This window comes from Microvirga soli, from assembly GCF_016734765.1.
GTDB classification, from domain to species: domain Bacteria; phylum Pseudomonadota; class Alphaproteobacteria; order Rhizobiales; family Beijerinckiaceae; genus Microvirga; species Microvirga soli.
Genome location: NZ_JAERQE010000027.1, coordinates 52,290 through 70,393 on the forward strand (window position 1 = coordinate 52,290; position 18,104 = coordinate 70,393).

The 18,104-nt window shown below is 61.5% G+C and carries 16 protein-coding genes and 1 pseudogene; 10 read left to right on the forward strand and 7 right to left on the reverse strand.

The window, feature by feature from the left end:
- Positions 1-138: 138 nt before the first annotated feature.
- Entirely contained in the window at positions 139-1,026 is an 888-nt protein-coding gene (locus JKL45_RS19755; RefSeq protein ID WP_201863296.1) for an SDR family oxidoreductase, read from the reverse strand.
- A 209-nt stretch (positions 1,027-1,235) separates the two neighbouring features.
- On the opposite strand from JKL45_RS19755, the gene JKL45_RS19760 reads away from it, so the two are divergent.
- Positions 1,236-2,384: an amidohydrolase gene (locus tag JKL45_RS19760; RefSeq protein WP_201863297.1), complete on the forward strand. Its 1,149-nt coding sequence runs from the start codon at positions 1,236-1,238 to the stop codon at positions 2,382-2,384.
- A gap of 15 nt (positions 2,385-2,399) precedes the next feature.
- On the opposite strand, the gene uxuA is transcribed toward JKL45_RS19760, so the two are convergent.
- On the reverse strand, positions 2,400-3,596 hold the full coding sequence (gene uxuA, locus JKL45_RS19765) for a mannonate dehydratase (protein ID WP_201863298.1): 1,197 nt from the start codon (positions 3,594-3,596) through the stop codon (positions 2,400-2,402).
- 44 nt (positions 3,597-3,640) lie between these two features.
- Positions 3,641-4,369, reverse strand: a complete 729-nt coding sequence (locus tag JKL45_RS19770) for a GntR family transcriptional regulator (protein WP_201863299.1) — start codon at positions 4,367-4,369, stop codon at positions 3,641-3,643.
- A gap of 123 nt (positions 4,370-4,492) precedes the next feature.
- On the opposite strand from JKL45_RS19770, the gene uxaC reads away from it, so the two are divergent.
- From uxaC to JKL45_RS19800, 6 genes are read left to right on the forward strand one after another with little or no spacing between them, the layout of a single operon-like run.
- On the forward strand, positions 4,493-5,896 hold the full coding sequence (gene uxaC / locus JKL45_RS19775; protein ID WP_201863300.1) for a glucuronate isomerase: 1,404 nt from the start codon (positions 4,493-4,495) through the stop codon (positions 5,894-5,896).
- Positions 5,897-5,946: 50 nt separating this feature from the next.
- The gene (locus JKL45_RS19780) at positions 5,947-7,134 is read left to right on the forward strand and encodes an ABC transporter substrate-binding protein (protein WP_201863301.1); all 1,188 of its coding nucleotides are present in this window, start codon (positions 5,947-5,949) and stop codon (positions 7,132-7,134) included.
- A 21-nt stretch (positions 7,135-7,155) separates the two neighbouring features.
- Positions 7,156-8,241 (forward strand): ABC transporter ATP-binding protein, encoded by a 1,086-nt coding sequence (locus JKL45_RS19785; RefSeq protein ID WP_201863302.1) that lies wholly within the window; start codon positions 7,156-7,158, stop codon positions 8,239-8,241.
- Positions 8,241-9,152 carry an ABC transporter permease gene (locus tag JKL45_RS19790; protein WP_201863303.1) on the forward strand — a complete coding sequence of 304 codons (912 nt, stop codon included), beginning with the start codon at positions 8,241-8,243 and terminating at the stop codon, positions 9,150-9,152. The genes JKL45_RS19785 and JKL45_RS19790 overlap by 1 nt, the downstream gene beginning before the upstream one ends.
- 4 nt (positions 9,153-9,156) lie before the next feature.
- The gene (locus JKL45_RS19795) at positions 9,157-9,999 is read left to right on the forward strand and encodes an ABC transporter permease (protein ID WP_201863304.1); all 843 of its coding nucleotides are present in this window, start codon (positions 9,157-9,159) and stop codon (positions 9,997-9,999) included.
- Positions 10,000-10,006: 7 nt separating this feature from the next.
- Positions 10,007-11,485: a mannitol dehydrogenase family protein gene (locus JKL45_RS19800; RefSeq protein WP_201863305.1), complete on the forward strand. Its 1,479-nt coding sequence runs from the start codon at positions 10,007-10,009 to the stop codon at positions 11,483-11,485.
- A gap of 12 nt (positions 11,486-11,497) precedes the next feature.
- Here the strand turns inward: JKL45_RS19800 and JKL45_RS19805 are convergent, their stop codons facing one another.
- Entirely contained in the window at positions 11,498-11,920 is a 423-nt protein-coding gene (locus JKL45_RS19805) for an SET domain-containing protein (protein WP_201863306.1), read from the reverse strand.
- Positions 11,921-12,124: 204 nt separating this feature from the next.
- On the opposite strand from JKL45_RS19805, the pseudogene JKL45_RS19810 reads away from it, so the two are divergent.
- Positions 12,125-12,673, forward strand: a pseudogene (locus tag JKL45_RS19810) (cytochrome P450).
- A 60-nt stretch (positions 12,674-12,733) separates the two neighbouring features.
- On the opposite strand, the gene JKL45_RS19815 reads toward JKL45_RS19810, so the two are convergent.
- The gene (locus JKL45_RS19815) at positions 12,734-13,117 is read right to left on the reverse strand and encodes a response regulator (protein WP_201863307.1); all 384 of its coding nucleotides are present in this window, start codon (positions 13,115-13,117) and stop codon (positions 12,734-12,736) included.
- Between the two features lie 773 nt (positions 13,118-13,890).
- Here JKL45_RS19815 and JKL45_RS19820 point away from each other — a divergent pair.
- Positions 13,891-14,481: a cold-shock protein gene (locus JKL45_RS19820; protein WP_246498699.1), complete on the forward strand. Its 591-nt coding sequence runs from the start codon at positions 13,891-13,893 to the stop codon at positions 14,479-14,481.
- 163 nt (positions 14,482-14,644) lie between these two features.
- Here the strand turns inward: JKL45_RS19820 and JKL45_RS19825 are convergent, their stop codons facing one another.
- The gene (locus JKL45_RS19825) at positions 14,645-15,379 is read right to left on the reverse strand and encodes a PhoH family protein (protein WP_210345845.1); all 735 of its coding nucleotides are present in this window, start codon (positions 15,377-15,379) and stop codon (positions 14,645-14,647) included.
- 409 nt (positions 15,380-15,788) lie between these two features.
- On the opposite strand from JKL45_RS19825, the gene JKL45_RS19830 reads away from it, so the two are divergent.
- Positions 15,789-16,724, forward strand: a complete 936-nt coding sequence (locus tag JKL45_RS19830; protein ID WP_201863309.1) for a ribokinase — start codon at positions 15,789-15,791, stop codon at positions 16,722-16,724.
- On the opposite strand, the gene JKL45_RS19835 is transcribed toward JKL45_RS19830, so the two are convergent.
- Entirely contained in the window at positions 16,715-17,968 is a 1,254-nt protein-coding gene (locus tag JKL45_RS19835; RefSeq protein ID WP_201863310.1) for an AGE family epimerase/isomerase, read from the reverse strand. The genes JKL45_RS19830 and JKL45_RS19835 overlap by 10 nt on opposite strands.
- Positions 17,969-18,104: the final 136 nt, after the last annotated feature.

Sequence of the window (18,104 nt, forward strand, 5' to 3'; positions counted from 1 at the left end):
TTAACGCAACAAGGCTAGTCTGATACTGAACCAATTTGCAAGTGGTTCAATGATGGTTCGTTAGTCGAACTGCCGCTTTGATGATCATTGGATCATTTTGGTCCAAGTCTGCACTTGGGAGGAGCCGGTACGCTGTGCCTAAGGTTTCCGCACGGATGCAGCTTCACCCGCTTGGAGCAGCCCCTGGAGACCGTCCCGATACGTTGGGTAGCGGAGCTTTACGCCAAGGTCCGATTTGATCCGCATGTTCCGAACGCGCTTGTTATCTTCGTAGAAGGCGCGTGCCATGGGCGTCTGATTAGCCTCTTCGAAGGGAATCTCGGGTGGAGGTTCCCGACCAAGAAGCTCTGCCGCATAGGCAATCACATCCTGAGGCGGTCCGGGCTCATCGTCCGCCACGTTGTAGATGGCGTTCCGGCTCGGCCTCTCGGTGGAAGCCATCAGAACCTGGGCGATATCCTCCGTGTGGATCCGGTTGAAGACCTGTCCTGGCTTGACGATGCGCTTGGCCGTGCCGTCTGCAACCTTCATCAGAGCATTTCGACCGGGGCCGTAGATGCCCGCGAGCCGGAAAATCTGCACCGCAAACGGAGCGCTCGCGCCGAGGTCGAGCCACTGCCGCTCGGCCTCAATCCGCTGGCGTGCCCGGGCGGATGCCGGATTGGGTGGCGTCCCCTCATCGACCCATCCACCGCCCGCATCCCCGTAGACGCCCACGGTCGATAGATAACCGACCCAGCGCAGGCCAGGGGCTGCGGCGATGGCTTCGGCAAACTGCTCCAGGGCTGGATCTCGCCCTTCTGCCGGGGCTGCGGAAATCAAAAGGACTTCCGACTGTTCCAGATGCTGGAGAATAGCGGGATCGAAGTCCTTCCCATCGAAGCGGCAGGCCTGAATTCCCTCAACTACCAGTGCCTTCGCTTTCTCCACGGACCGGACAGTGCCGCCGACACTCGTGAAGCGGTGGCCGTAAAGGTGAATGAACTGGAGGGCGGTGTACCCTAAGCCGAAGACGAACAGTTTCATGAGACCGCGGTGGATTGAGGCAATGGCAGGCAACTTAGAGGCTTAGAAGCGGCGCAGCAATCAATAGGGACGTGAACTCTCATTTCTCAGAGGTGCTGTCGTTTCGGTTGATCGCGCTTCGAACTCCCGCCATAAACCTGTGCCGAGGCAAGCCTGATATCGTGAGTCCCGCAGCTTGGCTCTTGAAATCCGGGCCCTGGAGGTGAGCGATGGTCCTGACCAACCAAGACATGGTCGAGCTGGTGGCGTTCCGGCGCAAGCTCCACAGCAAGCCTGAGCTCTCCCGGCAAGAGGCAGACACGGCCCGCGAGGTTCAAGCTTTTCTCAAGGCGACTCATCCGGACTGGGCCCTCACCGACCTTGGTGGCCATGGGATCGCAGCGGTCTACGAAGGCCGTGAGCCTGGGCCGACCGTAATGGTGCGCGCCGAGCTCGATGGGCTGCCGATTCAGGAAATCTCCGATGCGCCTCATCGCTCCGCCACGCCAGGTAAGGGACACCTATGCGGGCACGACGGGCACATGGCCATTCTCGCGGCACTGGCCCGGGAGCTCGGCCGACAGCGACCGCAGTGCGGCCGTGCCATCCTGATGTTCCAGCCGGCGGAAGAGGACGGTTCCGGTGCGGCAGCTGTCGTGGCCGATCCGCGCTTCCGGCAGATTGCGCCAGATTTTGCATTCGCCTTGCATAACGTGCCGGGTCTGCCCTTCGGCCAAGTGGCGCTCACGGAGGGGCCGGTCAATTGCGCCTCGCGGGGCATGCGAATCGTGCTCACGGGCAAGACTGCCCATGCCTCCATGCCTGAGACCGGCCTCTCTCCTGTCAACGTCGTTGCCCAGCTGATGCCGCAGCTCACGGCCCTCGGCAGGGGCGGTCCAATGGAGGAGGGTTTCTCCATGGTGACGGTGACGCATGCAAGGATCGGCGAGCCGGCCTTCGGTGTAGCCCCGGCCCACGGGGAGATCTGGGCCACCCTCCGAACACTCACCGATTCAGGGATGGAGGAACTCTGCGCAAGTGCCGAGCAGCTGGTGCTAAGCGCTGCACGGGAGCAGGGACTGGGTGTGGAAGTGTCCTACGACGACATTTTCCACCATTGCGAGAATGCGCCGGAGGCGGTCGCGCATCTGCGCCAGGCGCTCGACGCCGAGGGGGTGTCTTATGACCGGGGCGATCTGCCGATCCGGGCTTCAGAGGATTTCGGACGCTTCGGTCAGAAGGCGCCTGCGGCCATGTTCTTCCTCGGTGCCGGGGAGAAGCACCCCAGCTTGCACAATCCGGATTACGATTTTCCCGATGACCTGATCCCCATCGGGGCACGCGTATTCATGCGCACGATACGCAATCTGCTCGGATAGGGATTTCCTCGACCCTCAGAGCGGCAGGTTGCGCAGAGCTGATACGGCTTTCATCACGCCCCGAAGCTCGGCAAGGCCGCGCAAGCGGCCAATCGCCGGATAGCCCGGATGGGTCGGCTTGCCCACATCGTCCAGAAGCTCGTGACCATGGTCGGGACGCATGGGGATGCGCCAATGTGCATCTCCGGCGTCCTTGCGGCGCTTCTGCTCCTCCAGCAGCACTGTCACCAGGGCCACCATGTCGGTATCGCCGCCGAGGTGATCCGCTTCCATGAAGGAGCCATCCGGATCCTTCGCCACATTGCGCAGATGGGCGAACCAGATCCGGTTCGCAAAGCGCTTGGCAATCGCCGGAACCTCGTTGACGGGATTGGCTCCGAGGGAGCCGCTGCAGAGGGTAAGACCGTTTGCAGGCGAGTCCACAGCGTCGAGAATAAAGGCGATGTCATCCGCATTCGACACGATGCGCGGCAGTCCCATGAGAGGGCGCGGCGGATCATCGGGATGGATGCACATGCGGATGCCGACTTCCTCCGCCGTCGGGATCACTTCGCGCAGGAAGCGGGCGAGGTTCTCTCGGAGTGCCTTCGCGTCGATGTCCCGATAGCGGTCGAGCATGGCGCGCAAGCCAGGGATATCGTATCGGTCATAGGCGCCGGGCAGGCCGGCCATGATATTTGAGAGAAGCTGGCGCCGGTCCGCTTCCGACGAGCTGTCATACCACTCTCTTGCCTTCTCCAGGGCCTCCGAAGAATGGTCCGCTTCCGCACCGGGGCGCTCCAGCATGAAGCAATCAAAGGCGGCAAACTCATGCGCGTTGAAGCGCAGAGCCGTGCCGCCGCCGGGGAGAGGATAGGCGAGTTCGGTGCGTGTCCAGTCCACAACCGGCATGAAGTTGTAGCAGATCGTGGTGATGCCGCATTGGGCCAGATTGCGTAGCGATTGACGGTAGTTGTCGAACAGAGGCGTCAGGTCGCCTTCGCCGATCTTGATGCCCTCATGAACAGGCAGGCTCTCGACCACACTCCAGCGCAGGCCGAGCGAGGGATCGGCAGCAATGAGCGCCTTGCGCTTTTCGATTTCCTCGATGCTCCAGACGACGCCGTACGGAATGTGGTGCAGCGCCGTCACGATCCCGGTCGCGCCGGTCTGGCAGACATGGGACAGCTTGATGACGTCTTCAGGGCCGAACCAGCGCCAAGCTTGTTCCATGTCTATGCCTCTTCAGATTTGAGCCGATTGTATCGTCGCCGATCTCACGCACTGAGCGCCTCTGCAACAGCGTCCTGTTCAAATTCGAACAGATCGGGATGTTGCGCGGCAAGCTCCGGCAATGAGCGCAGAATCTCGCTTAAGTGCTGATACATGGCTTTCTCCGCCGCGACCGGATCGGAAGCCTTGATGGCATCGACGATCAACGCGTGCTGCGCCACGATGGTATGGCGCGGCGTGGCCTGCTTCACGTCCAGATATCTGACCCGGTCCATCTGAGGCTTCACATCCTCGATCATGCGCCAAGCTGCCGGCCTGCCGGCGGCTTCTGCCAAGAGGCGATGAAACTCCTCATCAAGGGCCATGAAGCCATCCGACGAGGTGGCGCGCTGTGCTCGGCGCTGCCGGGTCAGGCTGGCACTCAATTCAGCGAGGAGCACAGGCGTGGCCTTGAGGGCAGCCTCGCGTACGACTGCACATTCAACAGCCTGACGGATGAAGCGGGCATCATCCACGGCAGCTCTTGAGATCTTGACCACTTGAGTGCCGCGCTGGGGCAAAACCCGCACCAATCCTGCTTCACTCAGCTTGATCAGAGCCTCTCGCACGGGCGAGCGGCTGACACCGAATCGCTGCGCAAGGTCTTGTTCCGACAACATCTCCCCGGGCGCAATCCGCATGCTGACAATGGCCTGACGCAAGGCGCGCGTGACCTGCCGGGCCATGGGTTCGCGGCTGACATCGAGTTTCGCAAGGGGGCTTCTCTCATTCATAAGTGGCACACTACCATACTAGTAGACCATTGCAAACGGTTCTGGATCGTCTTATGGTCATCGGCAATGAGGCGCTTGAAAGTCACTGCAAATGACTTGCCAGACGCGCCAAGGGAGAACGCTATGCTGATCCATCCGGACCGGCTTTTTCCGGTAGAGCCCGCTGCCCGCGAGGTGGCGCGCAGGCTTTATGCGGAGATCAGGGATCTGCCCATCATCTCCCCGCACGGGCATACGGATCCGCGTTGGTATGCGGACAACGAGCCGTTCCCCGATCCGGCGACGCTATTCGTCGTTCCCGATCACTACGTCTTCCGCATGCTCTACAGCCAGGGCGTGCGCCTCGAGGATCTTGGCATTCCAGTAAGGGATGGCAGTGCCGTCGAGCGTGATCCGCGGGCAATCTGGCGTCGCTTCGCTGCGCACTATCATCTCTTTCGCGGCACGCCGACGCGCGCTTGGCTCGATCACACCTTTGCAACACTGTTTGGCTTCACGGAGCGCCTTTCATCTGCCAATGCGGATGCCTATTACGATGGGATCAATGAGGCTCTACGCACACCGGAGTTTCGGCCGCGCGCGCTCTTCGAGCGGTTCAGGATCGAAGCGATCGCCACCACAGAGAGTCCACTCGATCCGCTGAAGCACCATGAGACCATCCGCCAGTCCGGCTGGAAGGGCAGGGTGGTCACGGCCTACCGGCCTGATCCGGTCGTAGACCCCGAGTTCGAGGGGTTCCGGCAAAACCTTGCCCGTTTCGGCGAAATCACCGGATGCGACACCTCGACCTGGAGCGGCTATCTCGAGGCGCATCGCAAGCGGCGTGCCTTCTTTCGTGATTATGGCGCGACCTCCACCGATCATGGACATCCGACAGCCAGAACAGCCAATCTCTCGCAGGTGGATGCGGAGGCCCTGTTCCGCCGCGTCTCGACGGAGAGCGTGAGCCCTGAGGATGCCGAGTTGTTCCGCGCACAGATGCTGACCGAGATGGCGGCAATGAGCGTGGAAGACGGCATGGTCCTGCAGATCCATCCCGGCTCCTTCCGTAACCATAACGAGGCGCTGTTCCGTCGCTTCGGCCGCGACATGGGCGCCGATATTCCCTCGCGGACCGACTACGTTCGAGCGCTCAAGCCGCTTCTCGACCGTTTCGGCAACGAGCCGAACCTGACGATCATCGTCTTCACCCTGGACGAGACCAGCTATTCCCGCGAACTGGCGCCGCTCGCCGGGCACTACCCGGCCCTGAAGCTTGGTCCTGCCTGGTGGTTCTTCGACGCTCCCGAAGGCATGCGCCGCTTCCGTGAGCTCACGACGGAGACGGCCGGCTTCTACAACACGGTCGGCTTCAACGACGACACTCGCGCCTACCTGTCGATTCCGGCCCGGCACGACGTAGCCCGCCGGGTTGACTGCGCCTATCTCGCCAATCTCGTGGTGACGCATCGTCTCGATGAGGATGAGGCGCACGAGGTGGCCTACGATCTCGCCTATCGCCTCGCGAAAGAGGCCTACAAGCTGTGACACGGGACATGGAGCAAAAGAGCCATGTCGCACAGAACTGGAGGAAGAACATGACGAATCTGATCACCAGACGGACCTTCGTCGGCAGTGTCGCCGGCGCAGCAGGCGTCGCCGCTTTCGGCGGTTCGGGCTTTGCCCAAGCCAACCTGCCGGCGAGCCCGGTCACGCTCAACATCATTGATGTCGCGGGAAATCTCGCGCTGACGCAGAAGGCCATCGAGAACTACCGCAAGGCGAAGCCGAACCTCGTCTCGCGCATCAGCTTCACCAAGGCGACGGCTCCTGAACTCGCCGGCAAGATCAAGGCGCAGCAGGATGCGGGCCGCGTCGACATCGACCTCGTGCTCACGGGTACCGATGCCCTCTCCGCTGGCATCGAGCAGAAGCTCTGGGTCGATCTGATCCCTGGTCATGCAAATGCGCTGCCGAAGCTCGACGACATCTATCTGCCGGCTGCGGCGAAGATGCAGGGATTGGCTAAGGGGCAAGGCGTCGTCGTGACCTATTATCCGTCTGGTCCGCTGCTCGAGTACATGCCCGACAAGGTCAAGACGGTTCCGACCACGGCTGAGGAACTGCTCGCTTATACCAAGGCCAATCCGGGTCGCTTCCTCTATGCGCGTCCTGCCAATTCCGGCCCGGGCCGCACCTTCATCATGGGCCTTCCCTACATTCTGGGTGACAGCAATCCGCAGGATCCAGCCAAGGGTTGGGACAAGACCTGGGCGTTCCTGAAGGAGCTGGGGCAGAACATCGAGTATTACCCGTCCGGCACCGGCGCGGTGATGAAGGAGCTGGGCGAAGGCTCCCGCGACATGACTGTGTCGACCACCGGCTGGGACATCAACCCGCGCGTCCTCGGCGTCGTGCCGAAGGAGGCCAAGGTGGCGGCCCTCAAGGGCTTCCACTGGGTAGCGGATGCGCACTACATGTGCGTGCCCAAGGGCCTGTCGAACGAGAAGGTTGCTGTTCTTCTCGACCTCATGAACTTCCTGCTCACCAAGGAGCAGCAGGCCTATACCTACGATGAGGGCTACTTCTATCCGGGTCCAGCTGTGAAGGGCGTGACACTCGACATGGCGCCGCCTGAGAGCCAGGCCGCTATAAAGGAGTTCGGCCGTCCCGAATACGAGAAGTGGATCGCCGAGAACCCGATCGAATTGCCGCTTCAGCCCGAGCAGATGGTCGTCGCCTTCCGCATGTGGGACGAGCAGGTCGCCGGCGGCAAGCGCAAGTAAGAACGAACCCAAGGACCCGCGATGACCATAGCCCTTTCCCAATTCGACGAAGTCCGGCTCGATCGTGTGAGCCGCGATTTCGGGGCACTCAATGCCTTGCGCGACGTCTCCCTCACCATCCGTCGGGGCGAGTTCATCGCCCTGCTCGGACCCTCAGGCTGCGGGAAGTCGACGACATTGAACTGCATCGCGGGTCTTCTTCCTGTGACTGGTGGAGCGATCTGGCTCGACAAGAACCGGGTCGACACCCTGCGCCCCGAGGAGCGCGGGTTCGGCATGGTGTTCCAGAACTATGCGCTCTTCCCCCACCTCAATGTTCGCCAGAACATCGGCTTCGGCCTGAAGATGCGCGGGCGGCCGAAGGCGGAGATCGACCGCAAGGTCGATGAAGCCCTGAGCCTAGTCCGCCTTCAAGGGCAGGAGAACAAGCTGCCGGGTCAGCTCTCCGGCGGCCAGCAACAGCGCGTGGCAATCGCCCGCGCCATCGTCATCGAGCCGCCCCTGGTGCTGATGGACGAGCCGCTCTCCAACCTCGATGCCAAGCTGCGGCTTGAGATGCGGGCGGAGATCCGGCGCATTCACAACGAGCTTGGAGCAACGACCATCTACGTGACCCATGACCAGGACGAGGCCCTGTCGCTTGCCGACAGGATCGTCGTCCTGCGTGACGGCGTGGTGCGTCAGGTCGGCGCGCCTAGGGAGCTCTATGAGGCGCCGGCTCACTTCGATGTGGCCGACTTCATGGGTTTCCGCAACAAGCTGAAAGGACAGGTCGTGGCTATTGAGGGCGACCGTACGATCCTCGATGTGGAGGGCGCCCGGATCAGCGGTGTCGCCCGTGAGCGGGTCTCCGTCGGCTCAACCGCCTATGCTGCCATTCGATCCGATGACCTCGAAGTCGGCGAGGCCGGGCCGAACGCCATTGCCGCTACCGTCGACACCATCGAGTATCGCGGGCGCGAGTTCGTCGGAACCGCCCATTCAGCCGGCGGTCTGGATTTCGTGTTCCGGTCTCATGTATCGGTGGAGCCGGGATCCAGGATTCACCTGCGGACGGAGGACGAGCGCATTCTCGTCTTCGCGGAGCCTGTCCAAGGGAGGCATTGATGGACGCCGTTGCTCACGCGCCTGCCGTGGAACACGGACCCAGCCTGCGCCAGCGTCTGGCGGCTCGTGGTTTCGACGCGGTGACCCTCCTCGTCGTTCCTGCCGCCATTTTCACGCTGCTGCTCTTTGTCTATCCCTTCGCCTTCGGCTTCGTTCTGTCGTTCGAGCCGAAGGGTGGTGGAGACTGGCTCGCCAACTACAGGCGCTTCTTCTCGGATCCGTTTCTCTACGAGACGATTGCCAACACGCTCCGGCTCGCAATTCCCGTCACGCTCGTCAACCTTTTGCTGGCTGTACCGATCGCGTTCCGCGTGCGCCTGATGCGGCGCCAGCGCCTTCTGACCACGATCCTCGTTCTGCCGATCACTCTCGGCACGGTTCTCGTGGCTGAAGGGCTGTTGAACTACCTCGGACCGCAAGGCTGGTTCAACCGCACCTTGCTCACCTTCGGTCTGATTTCGCAGCCATTGAAGCTTGTTCACAATTATTGGGGCGTTTTCGCCTCGCTGGTGATCACGGGCTTCCCGTTCACCTTCCTGCTGACCCTCTCCTACGTGACGGGCATCGATCCGGCACTCGAGCAGGCGGCCGCGACCCTCGGCGCCAGTGCGTGGCAGCGTTTCCGCCATGTGTACCTACCGCTGCTGATGCCGGGCTTTGCCATCACGTTTTGCCTGTCCTTCGTGCAGGCTTTCTCGGTGTTTCCTTCAGCGGTGCTGCTCGGGGAGCCCGCAGGCGTCACCCGGGTCATCTCGATTGCGGCAGCAACGGCGGCATTCGAGGAATACGACTACTCCATGGCCTCCGCGATTGCGATGATCATGGGCTTCGTCCAGCTTGCCATCGTCGTGGTGGTGCTCGCCTCCCGCGGGTTGTTCTACCGCGGTCCGGCCTCCGGCGCGAAAGGGTAAGCCGATGATCCGCGATACCACAATCGGCTCCAAACTCTGGGCTGCTGCCATCTGGGCAACCGTCGGCTTCTTCGTCCTCAACCTTTTCGCCATGATCGCCACTGTGGTGACGAGTTCCTTCGCCACCCGCTGGCTTGGCACCTGGCTCCCGGCAGGCTGGACCACGCGCTGGTACTCCTCCGCCTGGAGCGAGTTCCAGCTTTGGGACGTCCTGGTCGTCACGTTTCAGGTCATCGGCGCCGTGGTCTTCATCTCAGGGGCGCTGGGTGTCACCGCGGCCTATGCGTTAGCCCGCCGTGATTTTCCCGGAAAGCGGCTTCTCGTGCTGCTCTTCCTGCTGCCGCTCCTGATCCCTTCGATGACCTTCGGCATCCCGCTGGCCACGGTGCTCTATCAGACGGGGCTGGCGGGCACATTCTGGGGCGTGGTGGCGGCCAATCTCGTGCCGACCGTGCCCTTCGTGATCCTGGTCATGATCCCTTTCATCGAGCAGATCGATCCGAAGATCGAGGCGGCGGCTCGTGTCTTCGGGGCCAACACCTTCAAGCTCTTCGTCTACGTGCTCCTGCCGCTGCTTCTACCCGGCATTCTGGCGGCGCTGCTGCTGGTTCTGGTGCGCACCATTGCCATGTTCGAGCTGACCTTCCTCGTTGCAGGCCCGACCAGCCAAACCCTCGTGGTGGCGCTCTACTACTCCGTCTTCGCAGCCGGTGTGCGCGCCGTGCAGTCCATCGACGCGATGGCCGTGATCTACATGGTGACAACCCTGGTATGGCTCATCATTGCCCTGCGCTTCGTCAATCCGACGCAGATCGTCACCCGTGCAAAGCAGCAGCCGGCGCATTGAGGATCCAATGTCAGATCGCCTGAATGACGACACGCTAGCTGAACTGGCTGGGGGTGTCCAACGTCCTTCCTATGACCGGAGAATCCTGAGAACAGGCATCGTTCATCTCGGCGTGGGCGCGTTCCACCGGGCGCATCAGGCTGTGTACACGGACGACGTCCTGGCAAGGGATCCGGACTGGGGCATTGTGGCAGCGAGCCTGCGAAGCCCTGACACCTACGACGCGCTGCAGCCGCAGGACGGGCTTTATACCCTTTCTGTCCGTTCCCAGGGGGGTGAGGCGCTGCGAGTCATCGGATCGATTCAGCGTGTCATCGTTGCTCCCCGTGAGATCGAGGATCTTCTCGACGTGATGGCGGACCCTCAGACGCGGATCGTGACCTTGACCGTCACCGAAAAGGGCTACTGCTACGATCCGGCGACGGGTGCCTTAAACGAGGCCCATCCCGATATCGTGCATGATCTCGCTTATTCGATGAACCCGAAATCCGCCCCGGGCTTCATCATCGAGGCCCTGCGCCGCCGGCGCATGAACGGCGTGGCGCCCTTCACCGTACTGACCTGCGACAACCTTCCATCCAATGGCCGCACCGTGAAGCGCGTTCTCACCCGCTTTGCCGAACTGGTCGACCCGGAGCTCGGCCGGTTCGTCGCAGACGAGGTCTCCTGCCCCTCGACCATGGTCGACCGGATCGTGCCGGCCACGAGCGATCAGGATCGCGAGCGAATCGCAGAGGCGCTTGGCGTCACTGATGCATGGCCCGTTGTCACCGAGCCTTTCACGCAATGGGTAATCGAGGATCGCTTCCCGCAGGGGCGCCCAGCCTGGGAGGCCGCAGGCGCTGAGTTCGTGAGCGACGTCGAGCCTTACGAGCACATGAAGCTCAGGCTGCTCAATGGAAGCCACTCGACGCTCGCCTATCTCGGCTATCTTGCCGGCTACGAGACCGTTGCCGATACGATGGCCGATGAGGCCTTCGTCCGGCTGATCCGGGGCCTCATGGACGAGGAGGTCACGCCGACCCTGCACATGCCCGCCGGGGCCGATCTTGAGTCTTATAAGAGCGCCCTCATTGTGCGCTTCAAGAATCCGGCCTTGAAGCACCGCACATGGCAGATTGCCATGGATGGATCCCAAAAGCTTCCACAGCGCCTTCTCGGCACGATTCGCGACCGCCTTAGCAATGGCGCTTCAATCGGACGGCTCTCACTCGGGGTCGCAGCCTGGATGCGCTATGTAACGGGCACGGATGAGAATGGCGTGGCCATCGACGTCCGTGATCCCATGGTGGCACGGCTTCAGGAAATTGCCAGCCAAGCGGAGGGATCTGTCGAAACGCTGGCGCGCGGTCTGTTCGGTATCCGCGAGATCTTCGGAGATGATCTGCCGGCGACCCCCCGCTTCACGAGCGAGGTGCTTGCACACCTCACGCAACTCTACAAGCTTGGAGCCAGGCGTACCGTGTCCGAGTTCAAGGCGGGCTGAGCCTCGCCAGATTCAAGCAGCGGCTTCCCTTTCACGCTTTTTCTGGCACGCGCGGCACCTGCAGCCGTGCGGCTTGATGAAGGTCTCGAAGTAGTTCTTTCCGTAATTGTAGGTGATCTCGTCGCCCGGCTTGATCTGCTTGATCGCCTTGATGCGGATCTTGCCCCGCGAGATCGTTGCCTGGGCATTCGGGCGGCATGCGTGGTTGATGTAGCGCGCGGTGTTCCAGCGCGGCGAGCCGTCGATGGTCCAGCGGCTGTTGATCTCGAACAAGTACCGGGTGTTCCGGCGCCGCTCGACCTCTTCGCTCGTGATCCGAGGTCCGACATATTCGATGATGAAGGCTCCCTTCTCGATGGCATCCGTCGCGAAAAGCCCGAGGCCTGTTTCCGAGCGCCCTATGCGAAAGGGGCCTTCCGGCTGTTTAGTATTCATATTCAGCAAGTGCTCCGTGCCGTTTGAGAGACGTTGCAGGTTCCATGGCTGGAAATCATCGACAGATCAAATGGGTCATGACGTGACGTTCGCCAGATCCAAAGCCTTGTTTCTGCGCTCGGCCTGTTGGTGTCCTGTCGATGCCGAACAATCCCTGTCAGATTTTGCCATATCAAGGACGTGTTGCGCTCCGCGATCACCGCCATGATCTCCGAACGCCATCATGATGCAGACGCGTGCGAGAATCTGGTCGCGTTGCTCCTCGCCGCTGCCGATCCGGAAACCAGCGATGGTCCTGTTCGCTCTGAGCATATTTCGGGACTAACCCTCACCCGGCAGGTGTTCTCGGAAGCCATGAGGCTCTATTCGCTAGCTGCCATCATCACCAGAATGGCGACGCGTGCCTTCCCGCTCGGCGGGTTTGTGGTTCCGGAAGGTGCCGTCATCGTCGTTCCCATTCACGCCGTGCACCACCATGCAGCACTCTAGGACGATCCTAAGCGGTTTGATCCCCAGCGCTTCGCACCGGAGCAGACGAGGGAGCGTCATTGTTACGCCTACATGCCTTTTGGCGCAGGCCCGCGGATCTGCATCGGCAGTGACTTTGCTCAGATGGAGGCGCTCGCCATTCTGGCTGTCATGCTGAAGGCCGTTCGCCTCCGGCCGAAAGCGGGCTCCATGCCGGAGCCTGTCATGAAGGTGACTTTGAGGCCGAGGGCAGATGTCGGGATGCGGATCAAGGCGCGTTCTTAGATGAACGGCCATTCAGAATTGTGCTTCTGAACGGACATTTGTCAGAAATGCGTCTTGCTTCTAAACCGCAGCCCGAAGTTCCGGGGTTGCCAAAGCCGCCTGCAGCGTGTCGGCAAAGTTCTGGTATGAAAACGGTTTCGACAAAGTCGCGCAGTCGCGGAAACGCTCCGGGAGTGAGCGGAAATCGTAGCCTGTTGAGAAAATGAACGGAATTTTGCGAAAGCGCAGAACATCCGCGACAGGGAAAACGACCGACCCGTCCACGTTGATGTCAAGCAGGCCGATGTCGATCTCGGCCTGAAGAGCAAGAGTGAGGGCGTGATCCAGACGAGCCGCAGGTCCCACAACCTGGCACCCGAAATCCAGCACCATGTCTTCGATCAGCATCGAGATCATGGCCTCGTCTTCGACGATCAGGACCCGCTTTCTGAGATCTTCAAGCATAGCCCCTCCTGGCAAGATTGCACCTGATGCTGCACCCTTTCGGCGTCTTTATACGAATCAGTTTCAATCACTCTAATCTTAACGTCGGTTCCGTTCGCTATCTTATGTTATTAAGAATTCTGAAACGTATCGTAACCCTACCGACAAGGTGAAGTAAAGACCTTGGGTTCATGCTTCTCAAGCAGTCTTTCTATGGGCGGTTTCTGCGTGAGAGGCCGGCGTAACTATGGCTCCCAGGAACGCGATGGAGTTCATGATGACTGCGCGGTCCCACGTTGCTTCGAAGGGCCCAGGTGGCGCGGGGTGCCTACGCTTCCGGCCAAGCTTGCAGGTCTCAAAGCTAAGAATTGCGCCGTGAAGGCTTAGTAGCCTCAGTACCCCAGATGCCTCATGATCAAGCTGAGTTGGCGGAGGTGTTTTTCCATCACCCGTATCCCTTGGGGCTCGGGACCTGCTGCTTTTGCCATTTCGAGCCTTGGGTGGACAGAGGTCCTAAAAGCCTGAGGGAAGGCCGGAATTCCCGACACGAAACCCGATAATTCGCCAGAACCACCATTTTGGGACCTTGCGTGAAACGTTTAGGTATGAGTAGTTATCTTCTTGCCCTCAATGGTTGGGGGATGTACGCCTATGGGCGTTTAGGAAACTTGAGACTTTAGAAGGCAGTCCTGATGGGCCGGGGAAATGATCACCGTGATCGCCGACGTCAATTTGGCGGTCAACCCGAAGATCACTGGGGCGATTTCGCCCCGCCAACATCTTTTGAACGGCCCATGCGGCAGCAGACATCCTACGGCTCTCCAGCCGCAGGACCAGAGACTGAAGCGCGGGTGAAGTGGTTTAATCCCGAGAAGGGCTTCGGCTTTGTCGAGATGACCGATGGCTCGGGCGAGGCCTTCCTGCACGTCCGGCAGGTCGAGGCTGCGGGTCATACCGCTCTCGAATCCGGCACGACCCTGGTCATCAAGGTCGGCACGGGCCAGAAGGGCCCGCAGGTGCAGGAAATCGTCAGCGTCGACACCAGCACGGCCGAGCCTGAGCCGCCGCGCGGTGCGCGTCCTGCACGGCCGCCTCGTGCTGGTGGCCCAGGCGGCAACTCCGGCGGCGGCTTTGGTCGTCCGGCCGGCGGCCCAAGCCCTCGCCCGGTCAGCGGTCCGCCGGAGGTTCCGGCCACTGTGAAGTGGTTCGACTCCGTGAAGGGTTACGGCTTCGTGTCCGTCGAGGGGGAGAGCAAGGACCTGTTCCTGCACATCTCCGTCGTGGAGCGGGCCGGTCTCGGCCAGCTCGATCAGGGCCAGGCGGTTCGCGTTGCGATCGTCGAGGGCCGCAAGGGCCCCGAAGTCGGCGCCATCGAGCTCGCCTAAAGCATCGGACCCAAAAGTGGATTCCACTTTTGGGATCCAATTCGATGCTTTCTTTTTGAGGAGAGCATCGCTGAATGCGGAAAAATCGGGTCCACTTTTCCGCACGATGCTCTAAGAGGCTCCGCCTCTTTCACATTCCGTGAAACGATCCGGGTCCACTGCGTCAGCAGTGGACCTCTTCGAATGCGCGCACCCACATCTCGCAAACCCCGGACCGCACGATATCGTTGAGGGTGAACTCGACGATCGGAACGGGGAGCATCTGCGACTTGATCAGGTGAATGACCGTGCGCAGACCCGATGTCTCGCGCAGGTCGCACTGGCTCACATCCCCGTTGATCACCACTTTGCATTCCTCCCCGATCCGGGTGAGGAACGTCTTCATTTCGGCCGGCGTCGCATTCTGCGCCTCGTCGAGAAGGATGAAGGCATCGCGCCATGACCGGCCGCGCATCACCTCGAACGGCACCATCTCGATATCGCCGTTCTTGATCGCAATATCGAAGGCCGCCGTGCCGATGCGCTCCTTGATGGCCTCAATGACAGGGGCCGCCCAGGGGCCGAATTTCTCTTCAAGGGTGCCTGGGAAGAAGCCAAGGGAACGGCCGCTTGGCACGTTCGGGCGGGTCAGAATGATCTTGCGGATGCGCCGCTGGCGGAAAAGGTCCGCCGCATAGGTCGCTGCAATCCAGGTTTTGCCGGTGCCTGCGGGCCCGAGAACCACAACCTGGGAACTGGCCCTTAACGCGTCGAGATAGTCATCCTGTGTGGCATTGAGCGGTTTAATGGGCGGAAGGCTGCGCTCTCCCTGAAACTTGGAGCCCGTGAGATCAAAAACCTGCGCTGTTTCAAGGGAGCGGCGGGTCTTGCGTCTCTGCTTTTCATGATTCTTGCTCAATGACCAACTCCGGGGTTTGAACCTGCGCACACCCATCATCCAGGCGCCGCGCAGAGGCGTCTGGAGAAAAACTTGCGAGCGAAGTGGGAATACGAGAGCGTGTCGTTGCGGGCGGTGTATGTCCGCGATCCAGAGTGAGAGGATCAGCCTGCCTGCCCATCAAAGCCTATCTTTATCTGCCAGTGGCAAACTATCTTTGATTCTGATGACAGTTTACCGCTGCTACGCCTACCTGCGAGTCAAATGTTGAGGCAGGCTGCTTAGTTCCCGGGCATAATCCCTCAGCGATCCAGAGGGGAGAAATAGCTGTGGACGACTGCCGTGATGTCCTCCAGGAGGATTGCCCTGTTCTCCCTCGCGAGGCCCGAACCACCGATGATACGAACGTTCCTCGAAGAATGAGAGTGGCATGATCGTAGTCTTCGGTTCGATCAACATGGATCTCGTCGCGCGGGTGCCGCGCATCGCCAGACCAGGCGAAACTGTTCTCTCGCTCCGGGCAGACAGCTTCTTTGGCGGCAAGGGAGCCAATCAGGCGGTTGCGGCCGCGCGGATGGGGCAGGGTGGACCCGGCCAGGTCGCCATGGTTGGGGCTGTCGGAAACGATCCCTTTGGAGCTGCCTGCCTGAAGAACCTCGAAGATAACGGCATCGACGTTCGGGCCGTTCGAATGACAGACGAGCCGACGGGCTGTGCCTTCATCACGGTCGACGATATCGGGGAGAACGCCATCACGGTGGCGAGCGGCGCCAACATGGCCTTGCGCTCGATGGATCTTCCGGACAGCCTGTTGTCGAAGGCTTCCGTGCTGGTGCTCCAGATGGAAGTGTCCCTGGCGGACAATCTCGATGCCGCTGCCCGTGCACGTCAGGCGGGGGCGAGGGTGATCTGGAATTTCGCCCCCGTCCCGCCCGCCAAGGAGCGTTCAGGCATGGCCGACCTGCTGGAGGCAACGGATGTGCTGGTGGTCAACGAGCACGAGGCGCTCTCCATCGCCGAGATCCTGAATATTCCGGCAGGCGCCGACTATCTCAAGGCCGCCACCGCCTTGGCTCGCGATTTCGGACCAACCTGCATCGTGACGGCAGGCGCTCAGGGGGCCTATGCCGTTTCAGGCGATGGCACACAGGTCCATGCTCCGGCGCGCCCGATCGCGCCGGTCGACACCACGGGCGCGGGCGACACCTTTGTCGGCGTGCTGGCGAACAGACTTGCGGAGGGTTTGGAAGTCGGCCCTGCCATGGAACGGGCCTGTGCCGCCGCCTCCCTGTCATGCCTGACGCCGGGAGCCCAAGCCGGAATGCCCGAGAGACAAGCCCTGGAGCGCTATCTCGCTCAGGCCTGAGCAATGCTCTCAAGGATGACCTTGGTCAGGCTGCCGGTGGTCGGGAAGAGCGGGATGAGGCAGGCCTGGAGGGCGTGGTAGAGATCCGGCTTGCCGGTGAACACCGTCGCACTGGGCGTCAGATCTTCGCTCAGTTCAGGCCGCCAGCCTCCGTACTGATGATCGATCAGGTGGCGGTTCGTGAAACCCCAGAGAGTGCGGTACCATTGCTCGTGGTAGTCGCTTGGGCTGTGCTCGCACAGGAACGCCGCTGCCCCGATGGCTTCCGCGCAGGGCCACCAGAGCTTTAAAGGCAGCCTCGGCTTGTCGTCCCAGTCGAGGGCGTAGAAGAAGCCGCCCTTATCCTTGTCCCATCCCAGCTCGATGGATTGCCGGAACAGCTCACGGGCCGCATCGGGCATCCAGGCGTGACGCTGCCCGCCCAGCGACCAGAGCTGAAGAAGGAGCCTTGCCCATTCAAGCCAGTGGCCGGGCGTGGTGCCGTAGGGGCGGAACATGTCGTCGCCGCGATAATCCCTGTCGAGGCTCCAGTCGGCATGGAAGTGCTCAGCGACCCGGTAGCCGAGGGAGGCCGCATGGCGGCCGATGATGAGGCTCGCGATCCGCTCCGCCCGATCGAGATAGGTACGGTTGCCCGTGGCCTCGAAGGCCGCCATCATGGCTTCGGTCAGGTGCATGTTGGAATTCTGGCCACGGTACTGGCTCAGGGGCCGCCAATCGCGCGTGAATTCCTCCGTCACGGCTCCGTGCTGCTCCTCCCAGAAGCGCTCTTCGAGGATTTGCGTAATGTCTTCGAGCAGTCGGTCTGCCAGTGGATGCCCAACGACCTTCGCGCTGGAGGCCGCCAGCAGCACGAAGGCATGGCCATAGGCCTGCTTGCTGTCGTCCTTCGGCCCATCATTGTCGAGCGACCAGACATAGCCGCCGTTCTGCGCATCCCGATGCGCCTTCCAAAGGTAGTCCATGCCGTAGTCGACGATGGCGTCGCAGCCGGGGCGGCCGAGGAGCGTGCCGATGGCAAAGCAATGCACCATGCGGGTGGTGCTGTGGATCTGCCGGACGGGATTGGCGGCCTCGATGGGATGACCCGCATCGTCGAGATCGAAGAAGCCGCCGGCCGGATTGATGACGCTTGGCTGAAAGAAGTCGAACAGGTTGCCGGCCTGCTCGAACAGCCATTGCCGGTGGAAGCGGTTGGAGCGCCAAGGCGTGCCGAGCGGCGGAAGAACAGGCTGGGTCGTCATGATGCTATCCTCCGGTTCAGGTGCGTTCAGCCATGAACCGCTCGACCTCATCCCAGGAAGGCGGGTTGGCGCCGCGACGGGTGCAGACGATGGCGGCAGCCGCAGCGGCGAAATCGAGGGCTGTGGTGACCTGCGC